21 protein-coding genes are annotated in these 21104 nt (G+C 70.5%); 12 read left to right on the top strand and 9 right to left on the bottom strand.

The features are described from left to right. Window positions 1-23: 23 nt before the first annotated feature. Window positions 24-1178: an epoxide hydrolase family protein gene (locus ABD327_RS20145; RefSeq protein WP_344452071.1), complete on the bottom strand. Its 1155-nt coding sequence runs from the start codon at window positions 1176-1178 to the stop codon at window positions 24-26. 61 nt (window positions 1179-1239) lie between these two features. On the opposite strand from ABD327_RS20145, the gene ABD327_RS20150 reads away from it, so the two are divergent. The 4 genes from ABD327_RS20150 (at window position 1240) to ABD327_RS20165 (ending at window position 7789) form a co-directional block, all read left to right on the top strand. After that, window positions 1240-2253 carry a helix-turn-helix transcriptional regulator gene (locus ABD327_RS20150; RefSeq protein ID WP_344452072.1) on the top strand — a complete coding sequence of 338 codons (1014 nt, stop codon included), beginning with the start codon at window positions 1240-1242 and terminating at the stop codon, window positions 2251-2253. Between the two features lie 192 nt (window positions 2254-2445). Next, window positions 2446-5946 (top strand): indolepyruvate ferredoxin oxidoreductase family protein, encoded by a 3501-nt coding sequence (locus ABD327_RS20155; RefSeq protein WP_344452073.1) that lies wholly within the window; start codon window positions 2446-2448, stop codon window positions 5944-5946. Next, the gene (locus tag ABD327_RS20160; RefSeq protein WP_344452074.1) at window positions 5943-6887 is read left to right on the top strand and encodes an NADP-dependent oxidoreductase; all 945 of its coding nucleotides are present in this window, start codon (window positions 5943-5945) and stop codon (window positions 6885-6887) included. Before ABD327_RS20155 ends, ABD327_RS20160 begins: the two co-directional genes overlap by 4 nt. Further along, entirely contained in the window at window positions 6884-7789 is a 906-nt protein-coding gene (locus ABD327_RS20165) for a hypothetical protein (RefSeq protein WP_344452075.1), read from the top strand. The genes ABD327_RS20160 and ABD327_RS20165 overlap by 4 nt, the downstream gene beginning before the upstream one ends. A 52-nt stretch (window positions 7790-7841) precedes the next feature. Here ABD327_RS20165 and ABD327_RS20170 read toward each other — a convergent pair whose 3' ends face one another. Further along, window positions 7842-8537 carry a histidine phosphatase family protein gene (locus ABD327_RS20170; protein ID WP_344452077.1) on the bottom strand — a complete coding sequence of 232 codons (696 nt, stop codon included), beginning with the start codon at window positions 8535-8537 and terminating at the stop codon, window positions 7842-7844. Window positions 8538-8673: 136 nt separating this feature from the next. Here ABD327_RS20170 and ABD327_RS20175 point away from each other — a divergent pair, with 136 nt between their 5' ends. From ABD327_RS20175 to ABD327_RS20195, 5 genes are all read left to right on the top strand, one after another. Further along, window positions 8674-9942 carry a PP2C family protein-serine/threonine phosphatase gene (locus ABD327_RS20175; protein WP_344452078.1) on the top strand — a complete coding sequence of 423 codons (1269 nt, stop codon included), beginning with the start codon at window positions 8674-8676 and terminating at the stop codon, window positions 9940-9942. Window positions 9943-10059: 117 nt separating this feature from the next. Further along, entirely contained in the window at window positions 10060-10248 is a 189-nt protein-coding gene (locus tag ABD327_RS20180; protein ID WP_344452079.1) for a hypothetical protein, read from the top strand. A 149-nt stretch (window positions 10249-10397) separates the two neighbouring features. Then, window positions 10398-10997, top strand: a complete 600-nt coding sequence (locus tag ABD327_RS20185) for a dihydrofolate reductase family protein (RefSeq protein WP_344452080.1) — start codon at window positions 10398-10400, stop codon at window positions 10995-10997. Continuing rightward, a complete protein-coding gene (locus ABD327_RS20190; protein ID WP_344452081.1) occupies window positions 10994-11347 on the top strand; it encodes a YciI family protein in 354 nt (117 codons plus the stop codon). Before ABD327_RS20185 ends, ABD327_RS20190 begins: the two co-directional genes overlap by 4 nt. Continuing rightward, complete coding sequence (locus ABD327_RS20195) at window positions 11344-12582, top strand: RNA polymerase sigma factor (protein ID WP_344452083.1); 1239 nt, start codon at window positions 11344-11346, stop codon at window positions 12580-12582. Before ABD327_RS20190 ends, ABD327_RS20195 begins: the two co-directional genes overlap by 4 nt. 154 nt (window positions 12583-12736) lie before the next feature. Here ABD327_RS20195 and ABD327_RS20200 read toward each other — a convergent pair whose 3' ends face one another. From ABD327_RS20200 to ABD327_RS20230, 7 genes are all read right to left on the bottom strand, one after another. Beyond that, window positions 12737-13240: a GNAT family N-acetyltransferase gene (locus ABD327_RS20200; protein ID WP_344452084.1), complete on the bottom strand. Its 504-nt coding sequence runs from the start codon at window positions 13238-13240 to the stop codon at window positions 12737-12739. Window positions 13241-13454: 214 nt separating this feature from the next. Next, window positions 13455-14894 (bottom strand): DEAD/DEAH box helicase, encoded by a 1440-nt coding sequence (locus tag ABD327_RS20205; protein WP_425547162.1) that lies wholly within the window; start codon window positions 14892-14894, stop codon window positions 13455-13457. Between the two features lie 127 nt (window positions 14895-15021). After that, window positions 15022-15225 (bottom strand): cold-shock protein, encoded by a 204-nt coding sequence (locus tag ABD327_RS20210; protein WP_030475722.1) that lies wholly within the window; start codon window positions 15223-15225, stop codon window positions 15022-15024. Between the two features lie 256 nt (window positions 15226-15481). After that, on the bottom strand, window positions 15482-15853 hold the full coding sequence (locus ABD327_RS20215) for a DUF742 domain-containing protein (RefSeq protein WP_344452086.1): 372 nt from the start codon (window positions 15851-15853) through the stop codon (window positions 15482-15484). Then, the gene (locus ABD327_RS20220; RefSeq protein ID WP_344452087.1) at window positions 15853-16269 is read right to left on the bottom strand and encodes a roadblock/LC7 domain-containing protein; all 417 of its coding nucleotides are present in this window, start codon (window positions 16267-16269) and stop codon (window positions 15853-15855) included. Before ABD327_RS20220 ends, ABD327_RS20215 begins: the two co-directional genes overlap by 1 nt. After that, window positions 16269-18581 (bottom strand): sensor histidine kinase, encoded by a 2313-nt coding sequence (locus ABD327_RS20225; protein ID WP_344452088.1) that lies wholly within the window; start codon window positions 18579-18581, stop codon window positions 16269-16271. The genes ABD327_RS20220 and ABD327_RS20225 overlap by 1 nt, the downstream gene beginning before the upstream one ends. A 140-nt stretch (window positions 18582-18721) precedes the next feature. Then, complete coding sequence (locus tag ABD327_RS20230) at window positions 18722-19027, bottom strand: hypothetical protein (RefSeq protein ID WP_344452089.1); 306 nt, start codon at window positions 19025-19027, stop codon at window positions 18722-18724. Window positions 19028-19149: 122 nt separating this feature from the next. Between ABD327_RS20230 and ABD327_RS20235 the strand changes: the two genes are divergently transcribed. The 3 genes from ABD327_RS20235 (at window position 19150) to ABD327_RS20245 (ending at window position 20996) form a co-directional block, all read left to right on the top strand. Further along, window positions 19150-19332: a hypothetical protein gene (locus ABD327_RS20235; RefSeq protein WP_344452091.1), complete on the top strand. Its 183-nt coding sequence runs from the start codon at window positions 19150-19152 to the stop codon at window positions 19330-19332. Between the two features lie 541 nt (window positions 19333-19873). Further along, complete coding sequence (locus ABD327_RS20240) at window positions 19874-20236, top strand: sigma-70 family RNA polymerase sigma factor family protein (protein WP_344452093.1); 363 nt, start codon at window positions 19874-19876, stop codon at window positions 20234-20236. After that, window positions 20223-20996 (top strand): DUF4253 domain-containing protein, encoded by a 774-nt coding sequence (locus ABD327_RS20245; protein WP_344452095.1) that lies wholly within the window; start codon window positions 20223-20225, stop codon window positions 20994-20996. Before ABD327_RS20240 ends, ABD327_RS20245 begins: the two co-directional genes overlap by 14 nt. Window positions 20997-21104 lie beyond the last annotated feature (108 nt).

Here is a 21104-nt window from a genome sequence, read left to right on the forward strand (position 1 = left end):
GGGCGGTGCGGGGCGCGCTTCGTTCAGGCGGCGCGCAGGGCCGCGAAGAAGGCGCGGAGGTCGGCGGTCACGGTGTCGGGGAGTTCCATGGAGGCGAAGTGGCCGCCGGTGGGGAACTCGCTCCAGTGGACGATGTTGGTGTTGTCGCGTTCGGCGAGGCTCCGGATGGTCTTGAAGTCGTCGGCGAAGACGGCGACGCCGGTCGGGGCGCCGTTGAGGGCCGGTTCGACGCCGGAGTGGGCCTCCTCGTAGTGGTAGCGGCCGGCCGTGGCCTGGGTGTTGGTGAACCAGTAGAGGGAGACCTGGGTGAGGATCTGGTCGCGGGTCACCAGGCTCGTGCCGTTGCCGAAGGAGTTGAACAGCTCGCTCCAGGCGAGCTGGCCGACCGGGGAGTCGGCGATGCCGACGGCGACGGTCTGCGGGCGGGACGCGTTGATCGCGTTGTAGCCGCCGACCGACTGGAACCACTGCATGTGCTCCAGGGCCGCGTACTCCTTGGGCCCGAAGCCCTCGAACTCGGCCGGGTCGCCCGAGGGGAACGAGAACAGCTGCAGCACGTGCATCCCGAGGTATCCGGGCGGGCTCAGCAGCCCGAGCTCGCGGGAGATCATCGTGCCGGCGTCGCTGCCGTGCGAGCCGTAGGAGTCGTAGCCGAGCCGGCGCATGAGCGCGTCGAAGGTGCGGGCGACCTTCGCCATCGTCCAGCCGCCGCCTTCGAGCGGGGTGCTGAAGCCGAATCCGGGGATCGAGGGGACGACCACGGAGAACGCGTCCTCGGCCCTGCCGCCGTGCGCGACGGGGTCGGTGAGCGGGCCGATCATGTCGAGGAAGTCCGCGAACGAGCCGGGGTAGGTGTGGATGAGCAGCAGCGGCGTCGCGTCCTTCTCGGCGGACGGCACGTGGATGAAGTGCACGGTCTGCCCGTCGATGTCGGTCAGGTAGTGCGGGAAGTCGTTCATCCGCGCCTCCTGCCCCCGCCAGTCGAACCCGTCGCGCCAGTAGTCGACGGTCTCCCGCAGGTAGCCGTTCGGGGTGCCGAGGGTCCAGTCGTCGCCCGCCGCGGGGCGGGGCAGCCGGGTGTTGGCGAGACGCAGGGCGAGGTCGTCGAGCTCGGCCTGGGCGATCTCGATGCGGAAGGGGCGGATGCTGGTGGAACCGGAGTTCTGCGTCGTCGTCATGGCTTCAAGGTAGAAGGCATACAGGAACATTAGATTCCTAAATAACGGCATACTCTGAAGAATGCTGGAAACCTCGGCGAGACTGCTCGCCCTGCTCTCCCTCCTACAGTCGCGGCCGGACTGGCCCGGCCCCGAACTGGCCGAACGGCTCGGCGTGAGCACCCGCACGATCCGCAACGACATCGACCGCCTGCGCGAACTCGGCTACCCCGTGGACGCCGCCCGCGGCCCGGCCGGCGCCTACCGGCTCGGCGCGGGCGCGAAACTCCCGCCCCTCCTGCTCGACGACGAGGAGGCCGTCGCCGTCGCGATCGGGCTTCGGGCCGGCACCGGCATCAGCGGCATCCGGGAGAGCAGCGGGCGCGCCCTGGCGAAACTGGAGCAGGTGCTCCCCCACCGGCTGCGCCGCCAGGTGACCGCGATCCACGAGTCCACCTCCAAGGCGCCGGAGAACAACGGCGAGAACGTCGAGGACCCCGAGGTCGACGCCGCCGTCCTCACTCAGATCGCGTCGGCGATCCGCGACCGCGAGTGGTTCCGCTTCGACTACGAGGCGGAACCCGAGACCGCGAACGGCGACCCGCCGTCCGCGACGTCCGCCCCCTCCGGCCGCGTGCTCGTCGAGCCCTACCGCCTGGTCAGCTGGCGACGGCGCTGGTACCTCGTGGGACGCGACCCGCAGTCCGGCGCCTGGTCCACCTACCGGGCCGACTGGATCGCCCCGCGGGCGCCGACCCGCCGCGTCTTCGCCCCCACTCCCCTCCCCGGCCTCGACTACACGGGCTTCGTCCTGCGCGACGTGGCCTTCACCGGCTGGAAGGAGCACGTCCGCATCACCGTCTTCGCCCCCGCCGAAGAAGTCCTCTCCCGCATCAACGCCACCGTCGGGGTCGTCGAGTCCGTCGACGAGAACCGCTGCGTCCTCGTCACGGGCGGGGACAGCCTGGAGATCATCGCCGTCTACATCGGCATGCTCGGCCTCGACTTCGAGGTCACCCGGCCCCCCGCGCTCGTCGACCACCTCGCGGCCCTCGGCCACCGCTACCTGCGAGCGGTCGGAAAGGACGTGCCCTGACCCGACGCCGGGCCGCGTTCCGCCCAGGGGAACAAAAATTCCGCACCAGAGCAGCATCGACGGCACCGCCTGCGCGAAATACTCACCGTTAACGGAACGGTGCCCTCAAGGTCTTCGCTTGTCCGGCGGCTCCCAACATACTTGGGGGGCCGACGAAGTCGCCGTCGCTCATCCGTGAAGGAGGCCGTGACCGTGACCGCCACAGCCGACCGCCCCGTACGCCTGGAAGACCGCTACGAGCTGATCGACGGGGAGATCCACCTTTCGGGCCTGCAGGCCCTGGTGCGGATCCCCTTCGACCAGATGCGCATGGACCGCCGGAACGGGCTGAGGACGGCGGCCTTCATCGCCGGGTACGAGGGCTCCCCGCTGGGCGGCTACGACCTGGAGCTGAACCGGCGGAAGAAGCTGCTGGACGAGCACGACGTCGTGTTCAGGCCCGCGGTCAACGAGGAGCTCGCCGCGAACGCGGTGCAGGGGTCCCAGCTCGTCTCGACGCTCGAAGAGCGGCTCTACGACGGGGTCGTGGGCATCTGGTACGGCAAGGCGCCCGGCCTCGACCGGGCCACCGACGCGCTGCGGCACGCCAACCTCGGCGGCGCGGCCCCGAGCGGCGGCGCGCTCGCGCTGGTGGGCGACGACTCGATCGCCAAGTCCTCCACGGTGCCGAGCGGCTCGGAGACCGCCATGGCGGGGATCGGGCTGGCCGTCCTGTCGCCCGCCGACCCGCAGGACATCCTGGTCCTGGGGCTGCACGGCATCGCGCTGTCCCGGTTCAGCGGGCTGTGGGCGGGGCTGAAGCTGGCCACGAACGTCGTCGACGGGACGGGCATCGCGGCGGTCCGCGCCGACCAGGTAACCCCGGTCCACCCGGATCGCGACATAGACGGGCAGCCGTTCACCCACAACGTCTCGGCGAACTTCCTCCAGCCGAATCTGACCGTTCTGGAGAGCAGCCTGGTCACGTCGCGCGCGGAACTGGCCCGCCGGTACGCGTACGCGAACGGGCTCAACAAGATCGAGGGCGACCCCCGGGCGAAGGTGGGGATCGTCGCGGCCGGGAGCACCTACCTGGACGTCCACCAGGCTCTGACGACGCTCGGCGTCTCCCGCGAGGACCTCGACTCGTCCGGGATCCGCATCCTGAAGCTCGGGATGATCTCCCCGCTGGAGCCCCGGATCGTGGAGGAGTTCTCCGACGGCCTCGAAGAGATCGTCGTCGTCGAGGAGAAGCGGCCGTTCATCGAGCTGGCGCTCAAGGACCTCCTCTACGGCAGGCCGGGCGCCCCGCTCGTCTCCGGCAGGCGCACCCCGTCCGGAGAGCCCCTCCTCCGCGCCCACTCCGACCTCCCGCCTCAGCTCATCGCCGAGGCCCTCGCCTCCCGGCTGCGCGTGCGCCTCAACGACGACCGCTTCCAGCCGGAGAAGCCGTCCCCCCGGCCGCTCCCGCTGCTGCCGATGGTGCCCCGGACCCCGTACTTCTGCTCCGGCTGCCCGCACAACCGCTCCACCGCCGTGCCCGAAGGATCCCTGGTCGGAGCCGGAATCGGCTGCCACACCCTGGCCACGCTGATGCCCGAGGAGCGGGTCGGCGACATCATCGGGCTCTGCCAGATGGGCGGCGAAGGCGCGCCCTGGATCGGGATGGCGCCCTTCGTCGAACGCCGACACCTCATCCAGAACATCGGCGACGGGACGTTCCACCACTCCGGCAGCCTCGCGGTCCGCGCGTCCGTCGCGGCGGGCTCGAACATCACCTACAAGCTGCTCTACAACGACGCCGTGGCCATGACCGGCGGGCAGCGGGCCATCGGCAGGATGTCGGTACCCCAGGTGGTCAGGGCGCTGCTCGCGGAGGGCGTGTCCAGAGTCGTCGTCACCACCGAGGATCCCGGGCGCTACAAGAAGGTGCGCCTTCCCCGCGGCGTCGAGGTCCGCCACCGGGACCGGCTCCTGGAGACGCAGGAGGAGCTGTCGGCCGTCGACGGCGTCACCGTGCTGATCCACGACCAGGAATGCGCCACCGAGCTCCGCCGCAAACGCAAACGCGGCCGCGCCGCGGCCCCCGCGGAACGCGTCTTCATCAACGAGCGCGTGTGCGAGGGCTGCGGTGACTGCGGCACGACGTCGAACTGCCTCTCGCTGCACCCCGTCGAGACCGAATTCGGCCGCAAGACCCAGGTCCACCAGGCTTCCTGCAACCAGGACTTCTCGTGCCTGGACGGGGACTGCCCGTCGTTCGTCACCGTGATCCCCGGCGAGAAGGCCGCCCGCGTCTCCGAGCCGTTCACCGGCCATGACCTGCCCGAACCCGAGTCCAAGGTCGACGCCGCCGACTTCGCCATGCGCATCACCGGCATCGGCGGGACGGGCGTGGTGACGACCGCGCAGATCATCTCCACCGCCGCGACGATGGCGGGCATGCACGTGCGCGGCCTGGACCAGCTGGGCCTGGCGCAGAAGGGCGGCGCGGTCGTCTCCGACATCAGGCTGTCGACCGCCCCTGTCGTCGGCGCCAACAAGGTCGGCCCGGGCGAATGCGACCTCTACCTCGGCTGCGACATCCTGGTGGCCTGGAGCGAGGCGAACCTGGCCGTCACCTCGCCCGGCCGGACCATCGCGGTCGTCTCCACGACGAAGGTCCCGACGGGGGCGATGGTGACCGACACGAAGGTCGCCTTCCCGTCCGTCGACGAGATCTCCGACGGCATCCGGAACCTCACCCGCCGGGAGGACGGCGCCTTCGCCGACGCCGGCGGGATCGTCCGGGCGCTGTTCGACGACGACCAGTACGCCAACATCTTCCTGGTCGGCATGGCCGTGCAGGCCGGGGCGCTGCCGATCCCGGCGGGCACGCTGGAGCGGGCGATCGGGCTCAACGGGGTGGCCGTCGAGCGCAACCTGGAGGCGTTCCGCCGCGGGCGGCAGCTCATCGCCGACCCGGAGGGCCTCCAGGCCGCCCTGCCCGTGCGTTCCGAGAGCCGTGACGTGCCGGACGCGCGGATCTCGGCGATCGCCGATTCGGTGAGGTCCGGGGAGGACGCCGCGCTCGCCGGACTCGTCTCCCACCGGGTCGGCGAACTGGTCGCCTACCAGGACGTGAAGTACGCCCAGCGGTATGCCGAGTTCGTGGAGCGTGTCCGCTCCCGGGAAGCCGAAGCACTCGGCGGGTCCGGGAGCGTCACCCTCGGCGTGGCGAGGAACCTCCACAAGCTCATGGCGTACAAGGACGAGTACGAGGTGGCGAGGCTCTCCCTCGACCCGGCGTTCGAGGAGGCCGTGCGGGAGCGGTTCGGGAAGGGGGCCCGCTACTCCTACCGGCTCCACCCACCCGTTCTGCGCACTCTGGGCATGGACAAGAAGATCAGCCTCGGCCCGTGGTCCAGGCCCGCGCTGCGCGCCCTCCACGGCATGCGCCGCCTCCGCGGAACGCGACTGGACCTCTTCGGCCGCGCCGGAGTGCGGGTCCTGGAGCGCTCCCTCATCGAGGAGTACGTCGAGGCCGTCACCACGGCCCTGGAAGCCCTGACCCCCGCGAATCAGGCACTCGTGACGGAGATCGTCGAACTCCCCGACATGGTGCGGGGATACGAAGATCTTAAGCTGGCCAACGCGGCCGCCTACCGGACGGAGCTCGCAGCCCGTCTCGAGGCCCTGTCATCCCCTCCGCAAGAAGGAGCACACCCAGCATGAAGGCAGCTCGATACCACCGGTTCGGCGACCCTGACGTCCTGGTCGTCGAGGAGGTCGAACGACCCGTTCCCGGCGCGGGCGAGGTCCTGATCCAGGTCGCGGCGGCCGCCTTCAACCCCGTCGACTCCCACATCCGCCAGGGGGCGCTGCAGGCGTTCTTCCCCGTCGTCCTGCCGCACACGCCCTGCATCGACGTCTCCGGGACGGTCGCCGAACTCGGTGACGGCGTCAGCCTCGACAGGGTCGCCGTCGGCGACGAGATCGTCGCCTACCTGCCGCTCGACAGGCCGGGCGCGGCCGCGGAGTACATCGTCGTCCCCGCCGAGCTGCTGGTGTCCGCGCCCACGACCGTCCCGCTCGCCGACGCCGCGGCCCTCCCCTCCTCCGGGCTCACCGCGGTCCAGACCCTGTTCGAGCACGGCGGGCTCCAGGCGGGCCAGCGGGTGCTCGTCACCGCGGCCGGCGGCTCCGTCGGCGGTCTCACGACCCAGCTGGCCGTCGCAGCCGGAGCCGTCGTGGTGGCCTCGGCGAGCCCGCGCCACGCCGACCGCCTCCGGGCCCAGGGCGCCCGCGAGGTCGTCGGCCGCACCGACGACCTCGCACCGGACGCGATCGAGCCCGTCGACCTCATCGTGAACCTCGCTCCCGTCCCCACCCCGGAACTGGCCGTGTTCCTCCGCCCCGGAGGAACGATCATCTCGGTGACGACCCCGGCCGCCGACGACCCGGAACGCGGCACCCGCGGCGCCCGGATCAACGCCCACCCCGACAGCGCCCAGCTGGCCCGCCTCGTGGCCGACCTCGACGCCGGCCGCATCTCCCTCGACATCGGCGACCGCGTCCCGCTCGCCGACATCGCCAGGGCCCACCGCGGCGAGACCCGCGGCAAGACCCTCCTCATCCCCTCCGAATCCCCTTCGAGCAAGGCAGTGAAGTCATGACCCTCCTGTCCAGCCCCGACGCCGTGGTCCTCGGCACGAACACGATGGACGCCACCGCGGCCTTCCTGGAGAACATCGGGTTCGCCGAGACCGACAGGACCGTGCTCTCGGCGGACGCCTCGCAGGCGCTGTACGGCCTGTCAGGCGAGGCCGAGCAGCGCACCTTCGCGGTGCGGGACGCGTCCGGCCGGGCCCTTCCCGGGCAGATCCGGGTGGTCCACACCGACGAGGAGCCCCTGGAGTACGACCCGTACCGGACCGGCGGCCACGCGGTCGACGTCTACTGCCTCGACCAGGAGGAGGGCTCCCGCCTGGCGAAGGAGGGCGGCGCGGACGTCGGGGAGACCGTCGTCTTCGCCACCAAGTTCTTCACCCTGAGCGGTACGTTCTGCATCGTTCCGGGCGGTGGTCCCGTGGTGCTGCTGGGCTCGGAGAACCGCCTGCCGAGCGCGCTGGACGACGACCCGTCCCGGCTCTTCTCCCAGGTGCACAGCCTCATCTGGACCGTCCCCGACCTCGAGGCCGCCCTGGGGTTCTTCGCCGCCGCGGGCCTCCCCGAGGTCCGCCGGAACGTCTTCCAGGCCGATCCCGCGGTCGCCGGCCTGATGGCCCTGCCCGAGCCCGTCCCGTTCACCATGGCCCTGCTCGCCGACGAGCAGAAGACCCCGTCCCGCCTGGAGCTGCTCGGCTTCGACGCCGAGGTCCCTTCGGTCCCCGACCCGGGACGCCCCCTGCGCCCCGGCCAGCTCCTCCTGTCCTTCTCCGTCGACTCCCTCGACGAGGCCCAGGCCCTCCTCTCTCAGCACGGCGCGTCCTTCTCCCCCGTCGCCGCCGTCGGCACCGGCCGTGCCGTCACCGCCCAGGCCCCGAGCGACCTCTGGCTCGAGTTCCGCTCCCGCTGACCCCTCCGGTGTGCCGTGCTCCGCCCCGGAGCACGGCACGCGGGCGGCCCTCTCAATCCAGGAACACCGCCGAGGCCGTTCCCTGGACCGTGGGGGTCTGGCCCAGGTGGGAGGTTCCGCCGCCGACGACGCGGTATCCGTACGAGTCGGTCGGACGCCAGAGTTCGGTGACGGTGCAGTTGGGGATGTTGCAGACGCCGTCGAAGTGGATGAAGGCGCGCATCGCCGCGGGGTCGGGGTCCGTGGTGCCGGTGAGCAGCGTCCAGAGCACGGCCTCCATGAAGAGGCCGTGGGTGAACACCGCGATCAGGCCCTCCTCCGGGCGGTCGGCGAGACGGTCCAGGAAGGCGCGGGCGCGGACGATGAGCGCCTTGAAGGACTCCCCGTCGCCCCCGGTGATGTGGGAGGGGTCGGCGCGCCCCCAGTAGGCCGCCGCGTGCGGGCGCCGCTGCGCGGCCGTGGTCTGCGGGCCGTGCAGCGCGCCCAGGTAGGTGAACTCCTCGACGGGCCACTCCTCGTACGGGACTCCGGGGAACCGGTCGAGGGTCGCCTCGGCGGTCTGCCTCGCCCGGAGGAACGGCGAGCTGATGACGAGGTCGGGCGGCTCGGAGAAGGACGCGGCCATCCGCTCCGCCTCCTCCCGTCCGCGCTCCGTGAGCGGAGCCGCGCCCGGCCCGTTCGTCGGCAGCCCCGCGTTCGACTCGCTCTGCCCGTGCCGGATCAGCCACACCCGCCGTATCTCGACCATGCACACAGGCTGGCACGCCGCCGGGGCGCGCGGAAGCCCCGGCCCGGTCGATCTTGCTTCGGCCCGTCCGCCGGCGGCGGCCATCCGGCCTCCCCGTCCCGCGCGATCAGCAGATGAAAGGGGTATAGCGCCTGGTATGGGAAACGGGGGGCGGGAACCGGCGGGTGGGGAGTCCGGGTTCGAGCGGATGCTGACCGAACTGCTGGAGGCCAGCCATCTGGCGGTCTTCGAGCAGCTCCCCCACCTGATCGACGAGCACGCGCGCCGTGCCGGCGTGGGGGACGTGCAGATCTATCTGGTCGATCTGCAGCAGAACGTGCTGCGCCCGGTGACCGGCCCGGCCCCGGAGGGAGCCGATGACGCGGCGGCCGAGATCCGGGTGGACGGAACGCTGGGCGGACGCGCGTTCCAGCAGGCCCGGATCCTCACGTCCCCGAGATCCGGCGAGAACGAGGCGGAGTACTGGTGGGTGCCCCTGCTGGACGGCACCGAACGCCTGGGCGTCATGCGGGTGCACACCTCCGGCCACGCCGGCCCGCAGGAGATCGACCGGATGCGGCACCTGGCCTCGCTGGCGGCGCTGATGCTGGTGAGCGTGCGCCCCTACAGCGACTCCTACGCGCGGCTGGTGCGCACCCGCCGGATGAACGTGGCCGCGGAGATGCAGTGGAACCTGCTGCCTCCGCCGATGTTCGCCTCCGACCGGGTGGCGATCGGGGTGGTGATGGAACCGGCGTACGAGATCGGCGGAGACGCCTTCGACTACGCCGTCTCCGGCGACGACGTCCACACGTCGATCTTCGACGCGATGGGCCACGACGCGGCCTCCGGACTGGCGGCGAACCTGGCCATGGCCTCCAGCCGCAACCAGCGCCGCCACGGCGTCCCCCTCGCCGAGGCGGGCCGGGGCATCGAGACCGCCCTCCTGCAGGAGTTCGGCTCCTCCAACCGCTTCGTCACCGCGATCATGGCCGATCTGAACACCTCGACCGGCGCCCTCACCTGGGTGAACCACGGCCACCATCCGCCGATCCTGATCCGCGGCGGCCGCTGGGTCACCCGCCTGCAGTGCCCGCCCTCCCACCCGATGGGCATGGACCTGGACCTGCCGGTGACCGTGTGCACCGAGCACCTGGAGCCGGGCGACCGCCTCCTCCTGTACACCGACGGCATCACCGAGGCCCGCGACCACCACGGCCACGAGTTCGGCCTGGACCGCTTCATCGACTTCGTCCTCCGCCACATCGCCGACGGCGTCTCCATCTCCGAGACCCTCCGCCGCCTGATCCGCACCCTCCTGGCCCATCACGACCAGCCGCTCCAGGACGACGCCACCGTCCTCCTCCTGGAGTGGCGAGGGTCCTCTCCCGCCACGGACCTGGTTGAAATTTCCCGCAAAAGCTAGGCGAACCCATCCCAAAAGCTGGATTTGCCCTGAAACCAACCGATCACCAGGCGTGATAGCAGTGGAAGGAGCGCGCTTCGCATCAGGAGCGGCCCGCGGCCCGGAAGGAGACCGAACATGAAGGAACAGCGAGGGGAAGAGGCCGGACACGTCGAGCGGGGAGCCTCCGAGGAGGCGTCCGGTACGCCGCCGACACCGACCGAGAAGAAGGCCTCACGGCGGCCGCCGTCATCCCCGGAGGCCTCGGAGGAAGACCGGCACGGAGCCCGCAATCCCGAGGACTTCAGCCCCGACGACTTCGAGTAGCCGGGCCGGGCGGTCGCCCGCCCCCTCCTTCGCACCCGGCCGCGCCCGAACGGCTGAGAAAGATCTTCGTTCGAGGTGTCGATCCGACGGCAGGCCGTTCGTATAAGGGGCGGGAGACCGGCGCGAGGCCGGTCCCGGAGAGGACGGCCGTGCGCAAGCTGATCATCATCGAGTTCCTGTCGCTCGACGGAGTCATGCAGGGGTATGGCGGGCCCGAGGAGGACACCTCCGGAGGATTCGCGCACGGCGGCTGGGGCGCGGCCTATCAGGACCACGTGATCGGCGAGACCGCCGGGCGGGGCATGGCGGCCACCGACGCGTTCCTGTTCGGCCGCCGCACTTACGACAAGATGGCCGCGTACTGGCCGACCGGACCCTCCGACGACCCGGCCACCGCACATCTCAACTCCTCCGCCAAGTACGTCGCGTCCCGTTCGCCGCGCACGCTGGAATGGGAGAACACCGTCCAGCTCGAAGGGGACGTCACGGCGGCCGTCACGAGGCTCAAGGAGGAGGACGGCGGGACGATCGCCGTCCTGGGCAGCGGTGACCTCGCCCAGACCCTCATCCGTGACGACCTCGTCGACGAGTACCTTCTGTTCATGCACCCGCTCCTGCTCGGCGGCGGCAAGCGGCTGTTCCGCGACGCGCCGTCGCCCCGCCGACTACGGCTCCTGGAAGTCCGGCCGACGACGACCGGGACCCTCGTCCTCCGGTACCGGCCCGAAATGATCGGAGACCACCGGTGAAGCGGTACCTGCTCGCCCTCTATGTGCCTGCCGACGGTGAACCTCCGCCACCCGAGGCCCTCGAGGAGATGCGGAACGAACTCGACGCCCTCAACGCCGACCTGAAAGCCGCCGGTGCATGGGTGTTCGCCGGGGCGCTGCACCCTCCCGACACCGCCACCGTCGTCCGGCCCCGCGACGACGGCGCCTTCATGACGGACGGGCCGTTCATCGAAGGCAAGGAGTTCCTGGGCGGCTTCGACATCATCGCCGCTCCCGACCTGGACGCCGCCCTCGGCTGGGCGCGCAGGCTCGCCGAGATCACGACCCTGCCCGTCGAGGTCCGCCCCCTCCAGGACCCGGCGGCGTGACCGAGGAGATCGGACAGGTCTTCCGCGCGGAGTACGGGCGCGCGGTCGCCGTGCTGACACGTGTCTTCGGCGAACTCGACCTCGCGGAGGAGGCGGTTCAGGACGCCTTCGCCACCGCGTTGCAGCGCTGGCCGAAGGACGGGGTTCCGCCCAGCCCGGCCGGGTGGATCATCACCACGGCCCGGAACCGCGCCATCGACCGGCTCCGCCGCGAGGCCCGGCACGATCGGCGCCTCCGTGAGCCCCTCCCCCGCTCCGTCCTCGGCGGGACCGCCCCCGCCGAGGCGGATCCCGCTCACGACGCCGAGGAGGGGCCCGTGCACGACGACCGGCTCCGGCTGATCTTCACCTGCTGCCATCCCGCGCTCGCGGCGCCCGCCCGGGTCGCGCTCACCCTGCGGCTGCTCGGCGGCCTCACCACCGCCGAGGTCGCCCGCGCGTTCCTGGTGCCGGAACCGACCATGGCCCAGCGGCTCGTCCGCGCCAAGAACAAGATCCGCCACGCGGGGATCCCCTACCGGGTACCCGCCGAGACGGAACTGCCCGACCGGCTCCCGACCGTCCTGGCCGTCCTCTACCTGATCTTCAACGAGGGGTACGCGGCGGCGTCCGGCGACCGGCTCGTCCGCGCCGATCTGTGCGCCGAGGCGATCCGGCTGGCCCGGCTCCTCACCGAGCTCATGCCCGACGAGCCGGAGGCGACGGGCCTGCTGGCCCTCATGCTCTTCACCGACGCGCGGCGCCGCGCCCGCACCACCCCCGACGGAGACCTCGTCCTGCTTCCCGACCAAGACCGGACCCTGTGGAACACGGCCCAACTGGCCGAGGGCCGCACCCTGCTGCGCGCCTGCCTGCGCCGGAACCGGCCCGGCCCGTACCAGCTCCAGGCCGCCATCAACGCCGTCCACACCGACGCTCCGACCACCGGAGCCACCGACTGGCCGCAGATCCTCCACCTCTACGACGCGCTGCTCGCGCACTCCCCGACGCCGGTCGTCGCGCTGCACCGGGCGGTCGCGGTGGCCGAGGTCCACGGCCCCGCCACCGCCCTTCTCCTGCTGGACGGCCTCGGCCTCGACGGCCATCACGTCTACCACTCCGTCCGCGCCGATCTCCTCCGTCGCCTCGGCCGCCTCCCCGAAGCCGCCGCCTCCTACGACGCCGCCCTGTCCCTCGCCCCCACCACCGCCGAACGCGCCTTCCTCCACCGCACCCGCGCCGGTCTCCCCCTCTGACGCCAGACGAGCAGCAGGTTGTAGTCCTGGGCGACCTTGAAGAAAGCGCCTGCGGCGACGGTCAGGGCGAAGGCTAGGGCGGTTGTGGCGATGACGGGCAGGGCGACGGTGGCCGACAGGAAGGCCAGGGCACCGCCGCCGAACAGCGCAGGGTCTACCTACCGACGCTGTACCGGGCCGTTCCTTGCGCGGGCTCGACGCTCGACCGCTGGAAGCCGGCCTTCTCCAGCACCCGGATCGAGGGAGGGTTCGAGAGCTCCACATCGGCGCAGACCGTGTGGACCCCCGGCGCGGTGAGGGCGAACGCCGTCAGGGCGCGGGTGGCCTCGGGGGCGTAGCCGCGATTGCGCCGGGAGGGCACGATGCCGTACCCGATCTCCAGGGCGCCGTCGGCGGGCGGCCAGAACAAGCCGATCGAACCGACCACCAGGCCGCTGTCGCGCTCGACGATCTGACGGTGGCCGTACTCGCCCAGCCAGGCGGGGTTGTCACCGAACAGTCCGGCGATGACGTGATCGCCTTCGGCGGGGAAGTCCCCGGCCCAGTGCGCCGGACGAGTGCCGGAAAGGACCGCGGCGACCTCGCCGGGCGTCCACGACCGCAGAACGAGGCGGTCGGTGATGACATCGGCTGCGGACGCCGAAAAGAAAGAAGACACGTGAGACTCCTGGTCGTTCGAACGACCCGGCCGGACTCTAGACCGGCACGGGCCCGGAAGAGGGCATGGTGACGACACGGCTCGCAGCCATATTCATCAACCTCCCTCGGCACCAGGTGAGATCACGCCACCGCGACGTTAGCACCCCCGCAACGCGGAACGGCGCGCACCCCGATGGGGTGCGCGCCGTTCTCCCGAGTGCGGGAAACGCGGGCTAGCGGGCGGTGGCCGCACGCTGCGGGCGGCCGTGGCCGACGCGGCGGGGCTGGCCCGAACCGGAACCCGAGCCGGAGCCCGAGCGGCGGCGGTTGCCGTTGCCCTGGGCGCGGCGCGGCGCGGGCACCGCCACGGGGGCGATGATCACGGGGATCCCGGAGGGGGCCTGGGCGCCGGTGATGCTGGTGAGGAGCGCCTCGCCGGCGGAGACGCGGGCCTCGCTGGGGGTGATGCCGGCGGTGCGCATCATCTGGTCCATCTCGCGGCGCTGGTTGCCCAGGACCAGGGTGACGACCGTGCCGGACTCGCCCGCGCGGGCCGTACGGCCGCCGCGGTGCAGGTAGTCCTTGTGGTCCGTCGGCGGGTCGATGTTCACGACCATGTCGAGACCGTCGATGTGGATGCCGCGGGCCGCCACGTTGGTGGCGACCAGCACGTTGACCTCACCGGTGCGGAACTGCTCCAGGGTGCGGTTGCGCTGCGGCTGGGACTTGCCGCCGTGCAGGGCCGCGGCGCGGACGCCGCTGGACAGCAGCTTCTTGGTGAGGCGGTCGGCGGTGTGCTTCATCCCGACGAACATGATGGTCCGGCCGTCGCGGGCGGCGATGTGGACGGTGGCGTCCATCTTCCCGGCGTCCGAGACGTGCAGCAGGTGGTGCTCCATCGTGGTGACCGCGCCGGCCGACGGGTCGACCGAGTGGGTGACCGGGTCGTTGAGGAACTGCCGGACCAGCCGGTCGACGTTGCGGTCGAGGGTGGCCGAGAACAGCATCCGCTGCCCGCCGGGCTTGACCTGGTCGAGCAGCCGGGTCACCTGCGGGAGGAAGCCCATGTCGGCCATCTGGTCGGCCTCGTCCAGCACCGTGACGCCGACGCCGTCGAGCCGTACGGCGCCGCGGTCGATCAGGTCGGCGAGCCGGCCGGGGGTCGCGATGACGACCTCGCAGCCCCGGCTGATCGAGGAGGCCTGCCGGCCGATGGACATGCCGCCCACGACCGTGGTGAGGCGGATCCGCACGGCGTTGGCGTACGGCATGAGCGCGTCGGTGACCTGCTGGGCGAGCTCGCGGGTCGGCACCAGCACCAGGGCCAGCGGCTTACCGGGTTCGGCCCGCTTCCCGGTGATCTGGGAGAGCACGGCGAGCCCGAAGGCGAGCGTCTTGCCGGAGCCGGTGCGGCCGCGGCCGAGCACGTCACGGCCGGCGAGCGCGTTGGGCAGCGTCGCGGCCTGGATCGGGAACGGCGCGGTCAGGCCCTGTGCCGCGAGGGTCGCCAGCAGCGGGGCCGGCATGTTCATCGCGGCGAACTCCTCGACCGGGGGGAGCGGCGGCACGGTGTTGACCGGCATCGCGAACTCGGTGGTCCGGGAGACGGGCTGGCTCCTGCGGTTGGAGCCGGAATTGGAGCGGTGTGTCCTGCGCTGGGGTGCACGGGTCATGGAATCGACCTTCCTCGAGGCGGCACGTATCGAGGAGGCAAATCCAAGTACGAACCAGGTGTGGAGCAGAGAGCCCGCGGGGGCTCGAAATCACTGAGAGTTCGAGCCCCCGGGGGAGGTGAAGCAATCAGGCGGGAACGATGTTCTCCGCCTGCGGGCCCTTCTGGCCCTGGGTGATGTCGAAGGAAACCTTCTGGCCCTCCTGCAGCTCGCGGAAGCCCTGGGCGGCGATGTTCGAGTAGTGGGCGAAGACGTCAGCGCCGCCGCCGTCCTGCTCGATGAAGCCGAAGCCCTTTTCCGCGTTGAACCACTTCACGGTGCCAGTAGCCACGTTTTGAATCTCCTTGGAGGCATGCGTGGAGCCCGCACTTTACGAGCTCCCAGAGTTGTGGAGATGACCCCGCCAGGAAGAACCTGTCAAACAAAAATGCGCCGCCGCAAGCCAGATGCCATGCGGGGCGCATAAGAAGTTTATGGGAACCACAACTACAACTAGTGACTACTGTAGCACCTGGTTTCACGAAAAGCGACCGGAGTGACCGAAGCCACCGCGGCCCCCCGCGGCGGAGCGGGCCGCCGGCCGCCGTTCAGAGGGAGCGGAGACCGTCGAGAACCTCCTGGATCACCTGGAGGTCGGCCACCGCGTTCGGAGAGGGCTCCCGGCTCACGCTGATCATTCCCCGGTGCCGCAGATCGCCCAGAAGGACCCTGGTCACGCCCAGAGGGAGACCCGCGTCGGAGGCCAGGTCCACCACGACGGCGGGACTCCGGCACAGGGTGAGGAGGAGCAGGCACTCCGGCTCCCCCGAGGACACCTCGGCGGGTTCCACCAGGGCCTGGACGACCGAGGTCAGGTGGAGGTGCTCGCCCTCCGGTTCGGTCCTGCCCCGGGTCAGGGCGTAGGGCCTGACGACGGGGGTCACACCCTCGTCGAGCCACGGGTCCCGCCGGTCGGCCATCAGCCTTCGCGGCCGGGGGCCGACATCGCACGGATCCCGGCCTGAAGGTGCGGGCCGATCCGTTTGACCAGCACGGTCATCTCGTAGGCGATCTGCCCGGCGTCGGCGTCGGCCGAGCACAGGACGGCGAGGCAGCTGCCGTCCCCGGCCGCCGTCACGAACAGGATCACCGACTCCATCTCGATGACGGTCTGCTGGATCCGGCCCCCGTCGAAGTGCCTTCCCGCCCCCCGCGCCAGGCCCTGAAGACCGGCCGCCAGCGCCGAGAGGTGTTCGGCGCCCTCCCGGTCCAGCCCCCGGGAGGCCGCCATGGTGATCCCGTCCCTGGAGAGGATCACCGACTGGCGCACCTCCGGAACGTTGGACACGAACTCGTCGAGCAGCCAGTTCAGCCTGCCGTCACCCGCTGTTGACATCACCACTCCGTGGGTTCCTGGTCTTCGGCCTCGGTCACGTCGGCCTCTCTTCCCTCGCGCCATCCCCGCTGTATGGCGGCCATGCGCGATCTCGCCTGCTCGGGCGACCTCCGCGCGTCGAAGGGCTCCTGGAGCGGGACCGGCTCGGGCCGGCCGCCGTCCCGAAGGCTCGACGCCATGTTCGTCCCGCGCGTCCGGCGCGGGAGCCCCGCGTGGGTGTCCGGGTCCGCGGTGAGGACGGGCGCGCTCTCGTGCGGCGGGGCGCCGATGCGCCCGGTCCGGCCGGTGTCCGGGTCGGGCGGGGCGACCGACTGCGGCGGGTCCGTAAGGCCGGCGGCGCGGGAGGGCGAGAGCCGGCCCTGCCCGCCCGTCCGGAGACCTCCCGGATGAACGGCCCGCGCGGCTTCGGCCGCTTCCTCCGGCGGCACGAGGACCTCGTGGGGGATCAGGACGATCGCGGTCACCCCGCCGAACGGCGAGGGACGCAGCATGACCTTGATCCCCTGCCGGGCGGCCAGCCTCGCGGCCACGAAGAGCCCCAGCTGGTCGGTGTCGGCGAAGCCGGGTTCGGGCGGGTCGGCCAGCATCGCGTTGAACCGCTCGTACGCCTCGCCCGTCATGCCCAGGCCGCGGTCCTCGATCTCCACCACGCACCCGTTGCCGGCCGGCCCCGCGGAGACGACGACCTCGGTGGCCGGAGGAGAGAAGGAGGCGGCGTTCTCGATGAGCTCGGCGAGCAGGTGGATGACGTCCGTCGCGGCGGAGCCGGTCACGCCGTCCTCGCTGGTCGTGGTGACCGAGACCCGGGTGTACTGCTCGATCTCGGCGACCGCCGCGCGCAGGACGTCGATCATCCGGATCGGGTGCTTCCAGCCTCTGACCGGCGCCGTGCCGGACAGGATGATGAGGCTTTCGGCGTGCCGGCGCATGCGGGTGGTGAGGTGGTCCAGTTTGAACAGCTCGGCCAGGTCGCCGGCCTCGGCGCGGCTCTCCAGCCGGTCGAGCATGAGCAGCTGGCGGTGCAGCAGGGAGTGGTTCCTGCGGGCGATGTTCTCGAAGATCCGGCCGGCGCCCCGCCGGAGTTCGGCTTCGCCGACCGCCGCGGCGACGGCGGTCCGCTGGGTGGCGGCGAAGGCCTCGGAGACCTCGTCGACCTCCTTGATCTCGCTGCCGCGCCGCAGGGGCGTCTCCTCGGCGAGGTCGACCCGCTCGCCGGAGCGGAGACGGGCGACGATGTCCGGCAGCCGGCCGTCCGCCAGTTCCCGGGCGTCGTCCCTGAGCCGGAGGAGCTCCCCGAGCATGGACCGGGCGAACCTGATCGAAAGGAAGATCGAGAGCACGACGGCGAGGAGTCCCCCGCCGCCGATCAGGCCGGCCCGCAGAAAGAGGCTCCTGCCGAGGTCCTCGCCCTCCTGATCGGTCTGCTCGGCGGCCTTGTAGTGGGCGGCGCCGATGATGGTGAACGCGGCCTCGGCCGCCTGGCCCCATTCGTCGGGGCCGAACGGCATCTGACCGCTCGGCGTCTTGACGACGAGGTCCTCCAGCGCGCGGAACCGCTGGTACTCCGGTCCGCTGAAGAGCTTCGCCAGGTGGCGTCCGTAGAGGTCGCCGGGCATCAGCGACCGCTGCAGGCTCCACAGCTCCCGCTGCTCGGCGACGGCCTGCGCGAAGGCGACCCATTCCTCGCGGCTCAGCCTGCCGCCGTTCAGGAAACCCGAGGCGACCAGCAGGTTCTCCCTGTTCATGCGCTCCAGGGCCCGGCCGCCGTCGATGGCCCCGCTGATGCTCTGGCTGAGGCGCCGGTCGGGGAAGACCACCGTCGAGTCGTACACGGAGGACAGGGCCGCGAAGATCGGGTCGAACTCGCGAATGATCTTGAGTCGGCTCGCCGTGAGCCGGTCCACGTCCCGCCTGATCTCCGTCAGGCGGGCGAGTTCGCGCAGGAGCGCGCCGGTGCGCGAGCTGAAGTTCTCCGCGTTCCCCATCGGCTTGGAGAGCCTCTCGGTGTCCGCCTTGTACCGGACGATGACGGCGTCGCTCCGCAGCCGCCGGGCCCTGAGGTCCTCGCCCTGGGAGTCCGGCGTCCCGAGGAAGACGACCGAGGCCAGGCGTTCGGCGCCCAGCTCCTGCGCCAGCAGTCCGTAGCTCTCGACGTACCGCCGGGTGTCGTCGGTCAGGATCCGGTTGCGCACGGCGTCCTGCGAGGCGTCGGCCACCACGTAGCCCCACAGAAGGGTGAGCGAGGTGAGAGGGATCAGGAGGAGCGGGACGATCCTCGCTCTCAGGGACCGGCTGCGGGGCGGGCTGCTCATGGCACTCCGTGACGACGGAATCTCGACTGTGCGGAACGGGTCCTCGGTTCTCGACTCTGGACACGGGCCGGAGAAACGGAGACCGAGACTAGCCAGGAAACCTGTGAAAATCCATGCGAACTACGACAAATCTAACGAATTCAGAAAACGCTTCCGGCGCATACAAGATCACATCCGGAACGTTTTGGAATGTTCCACATTCGATCGATGCAGTTCGCCTTCACGGCCGGGGAGAACCCGGCAAGCGCCCGGATCTGCCGGGATTCCCGCACAGCCGCCGGTACGGCCCGCCGGACCGTCGCCATCACACTGGTGGAAGGTCGCGGATATCCCTTCCGGCGCATTTCAAACCCTGAGAGTCCTTTCGATCCCAGAACCCACTCCTCCTCGGAGAACACCAGAAAGAGCTGCTGAAATTTTGGACAAAAGGCAATATGGCCTTCCATTTGACCAACAATAGAACATTCACAACATTTCCCAATACCCAATGTCGGACATCAGCCAATTAGCCTCGGTATCGAATGGCAGAAGGAAGCCATTCGGTCACATCCTCACCCTGGAGGTAGGCATGATCAGAAAGACGCTGGGCGTCACCGCCCTCGGCGTGGCCCTGCTCGGCGCTCCCGCGATCGCGACTTCGGCGGAGGCTGAAACCGTCACGAACGTCACCGCGGCGGCCCAGGCCGGCGGCGGCTGGTGGTGGGACGACTGCGACGACTGGGGCTGGGGCTGGGGCGGCGGCTGGTGGTGAGCCGACCCTGAGCATTACCCCTATGGCAGATGCTGAGAACGCGTGCTGACATCTGCTGCGAAGCCGGCCCGAGGTCGCCACAGGTGCCGTCAGATTCAGCCCTGAGGCACCTCGGGCCGGTGGGAATGACTCGAAAACCGAGCCTTCGGAAATCGCCCCCGCCACGGACTCAATGCCGGAATGGCTAGGCCACGGCAGTCGTCCGCCCCCCGAAAGCACCGGCCGCACCGGAACCGGGATCAGCCGCGCGCCCGTCGCATGACCTCCGACAGCACGCCGCTTTCGACCCACGAGGTCTTCCGACTCAACCCCGAACCGGTTCTGCAGCGCTGGACTCGTCCGGTCCCTCCGACATGTCGGCTACGTGAGCTCGACCAGACCTGGAAACGTTCAAGGACCAGCGCGACCGGCTGCACGCCGTCGCCTACCGCATGCTCGAATCGCACACCGACACCGAGGACGTGGTCCAAGCGGCCCGGTTGCGGTTCTCAGGCGTCCTACGACGACCGGCTCCCCCGAGCTCGTGGTGACGGTCGACGACGTGGAGCTCACCGACTCGATCGGGCTCGCGCTCCCCACCGTCCCGGACTCACTCAAGCCGGGCGAGCGGCTGGCTTTCGTGCTGCACGAGCTGTTCGCGGTGCTGTCCGACGAGATCGGCCGGATCCTCGACAGGTCCACCGCCGCCAAGATGCTCGCCAGCCGTGCCCGCCGCAAGGTACAGGTGTCGAAGCGGCCGACGGCCGACGCGCACGAGCAACGAGAAGCGGTTCAGGCGTTCCTGGCGGAGGCTCGCCACAGCGACACGATAGACGCCACTATGGCAAGTATCGGGACGCTTGTCGTGCCGCATTCGAAGCACCGACAGCCCCAAGCGGAAGGGAACCCCTATGGCGCTGCCTGACGGCCTCGGCACTTTGTTCCTCGACGGCGGTATAGGGCGAACTCTCAATGTCCCGCTGCCCTCAGGCGAATTGGCGAACGACGAAGACTGGGACCGTCCAGGCTGGTGGGAGAGCCACGAACCGGTCTCCGCCGAGCTGTGGACCGCGTTGCGGATCGCTCATCCCCGATCCGGTCTATGGCCGCTGATCCTGTCCGAGGAGATCATTCCCGATGCCGGGGAGGACGACGAGGCATACCGCGACCCCGCCCGGATAGACGCCTTCGACCTCGACGCCCATCTCACCGGCGAATGGCGTTGGCATGAAGAAGCCGACCGTGTGGCAGGCCAACCGTTCCGGACATGGCCGGGCCTGGCACCGCCCGCACCCCGGTCCAAGGATCCCGGCCTCCACGCCGACCAGATCGTTCGGAACCTCACCGGCGAGAGCCACCTGGCCCTGGTGCCGGCCGCCCGCGGCGCAGACGTCCTGACCGTCACAGGATGGACCGGCTCCTGCAATTACGGCGGCGACACAGCACCTCTTTCCGCTCTCCTACGCACCTGGGAAGACCGCTTCGGAGCCACCGTCGTCTCCATCGACATCGGCGATCTCTGGGTAGCCGTGGCCGCACCCCCGCAGAGCATGGAAGACGCCATGCTCCTGGCCGCCGAACATCTGTCCTTCTGCTCGAGCAACATTTCCTACGCCCCCAACGGCTTCCCCGACTACGCCCGAAAGCTGCTCACCCAAGACGTCTGGCACTTCTGGTGGGACTGACGTCTGCCGAGTGCCTGAAGGAGCGAAAGGTCGAGCAGGAAGATGCAGCACTCACGCCATCCCTGTCTCCGCACGACCGGAGTCGGCCGTACGCCGTCTGCCGAAGAC

Origin of the sequence: Actinocorallia aurantiaca (assembly GCF_039533685.1) — a bacterium.
Lineage (GTDB): Bacteria > Actinomycetota > Actinomycetes > Streptosporangiales > Streptosporangiaceae > Actinocorallia > Actinocorallia aurantiaca.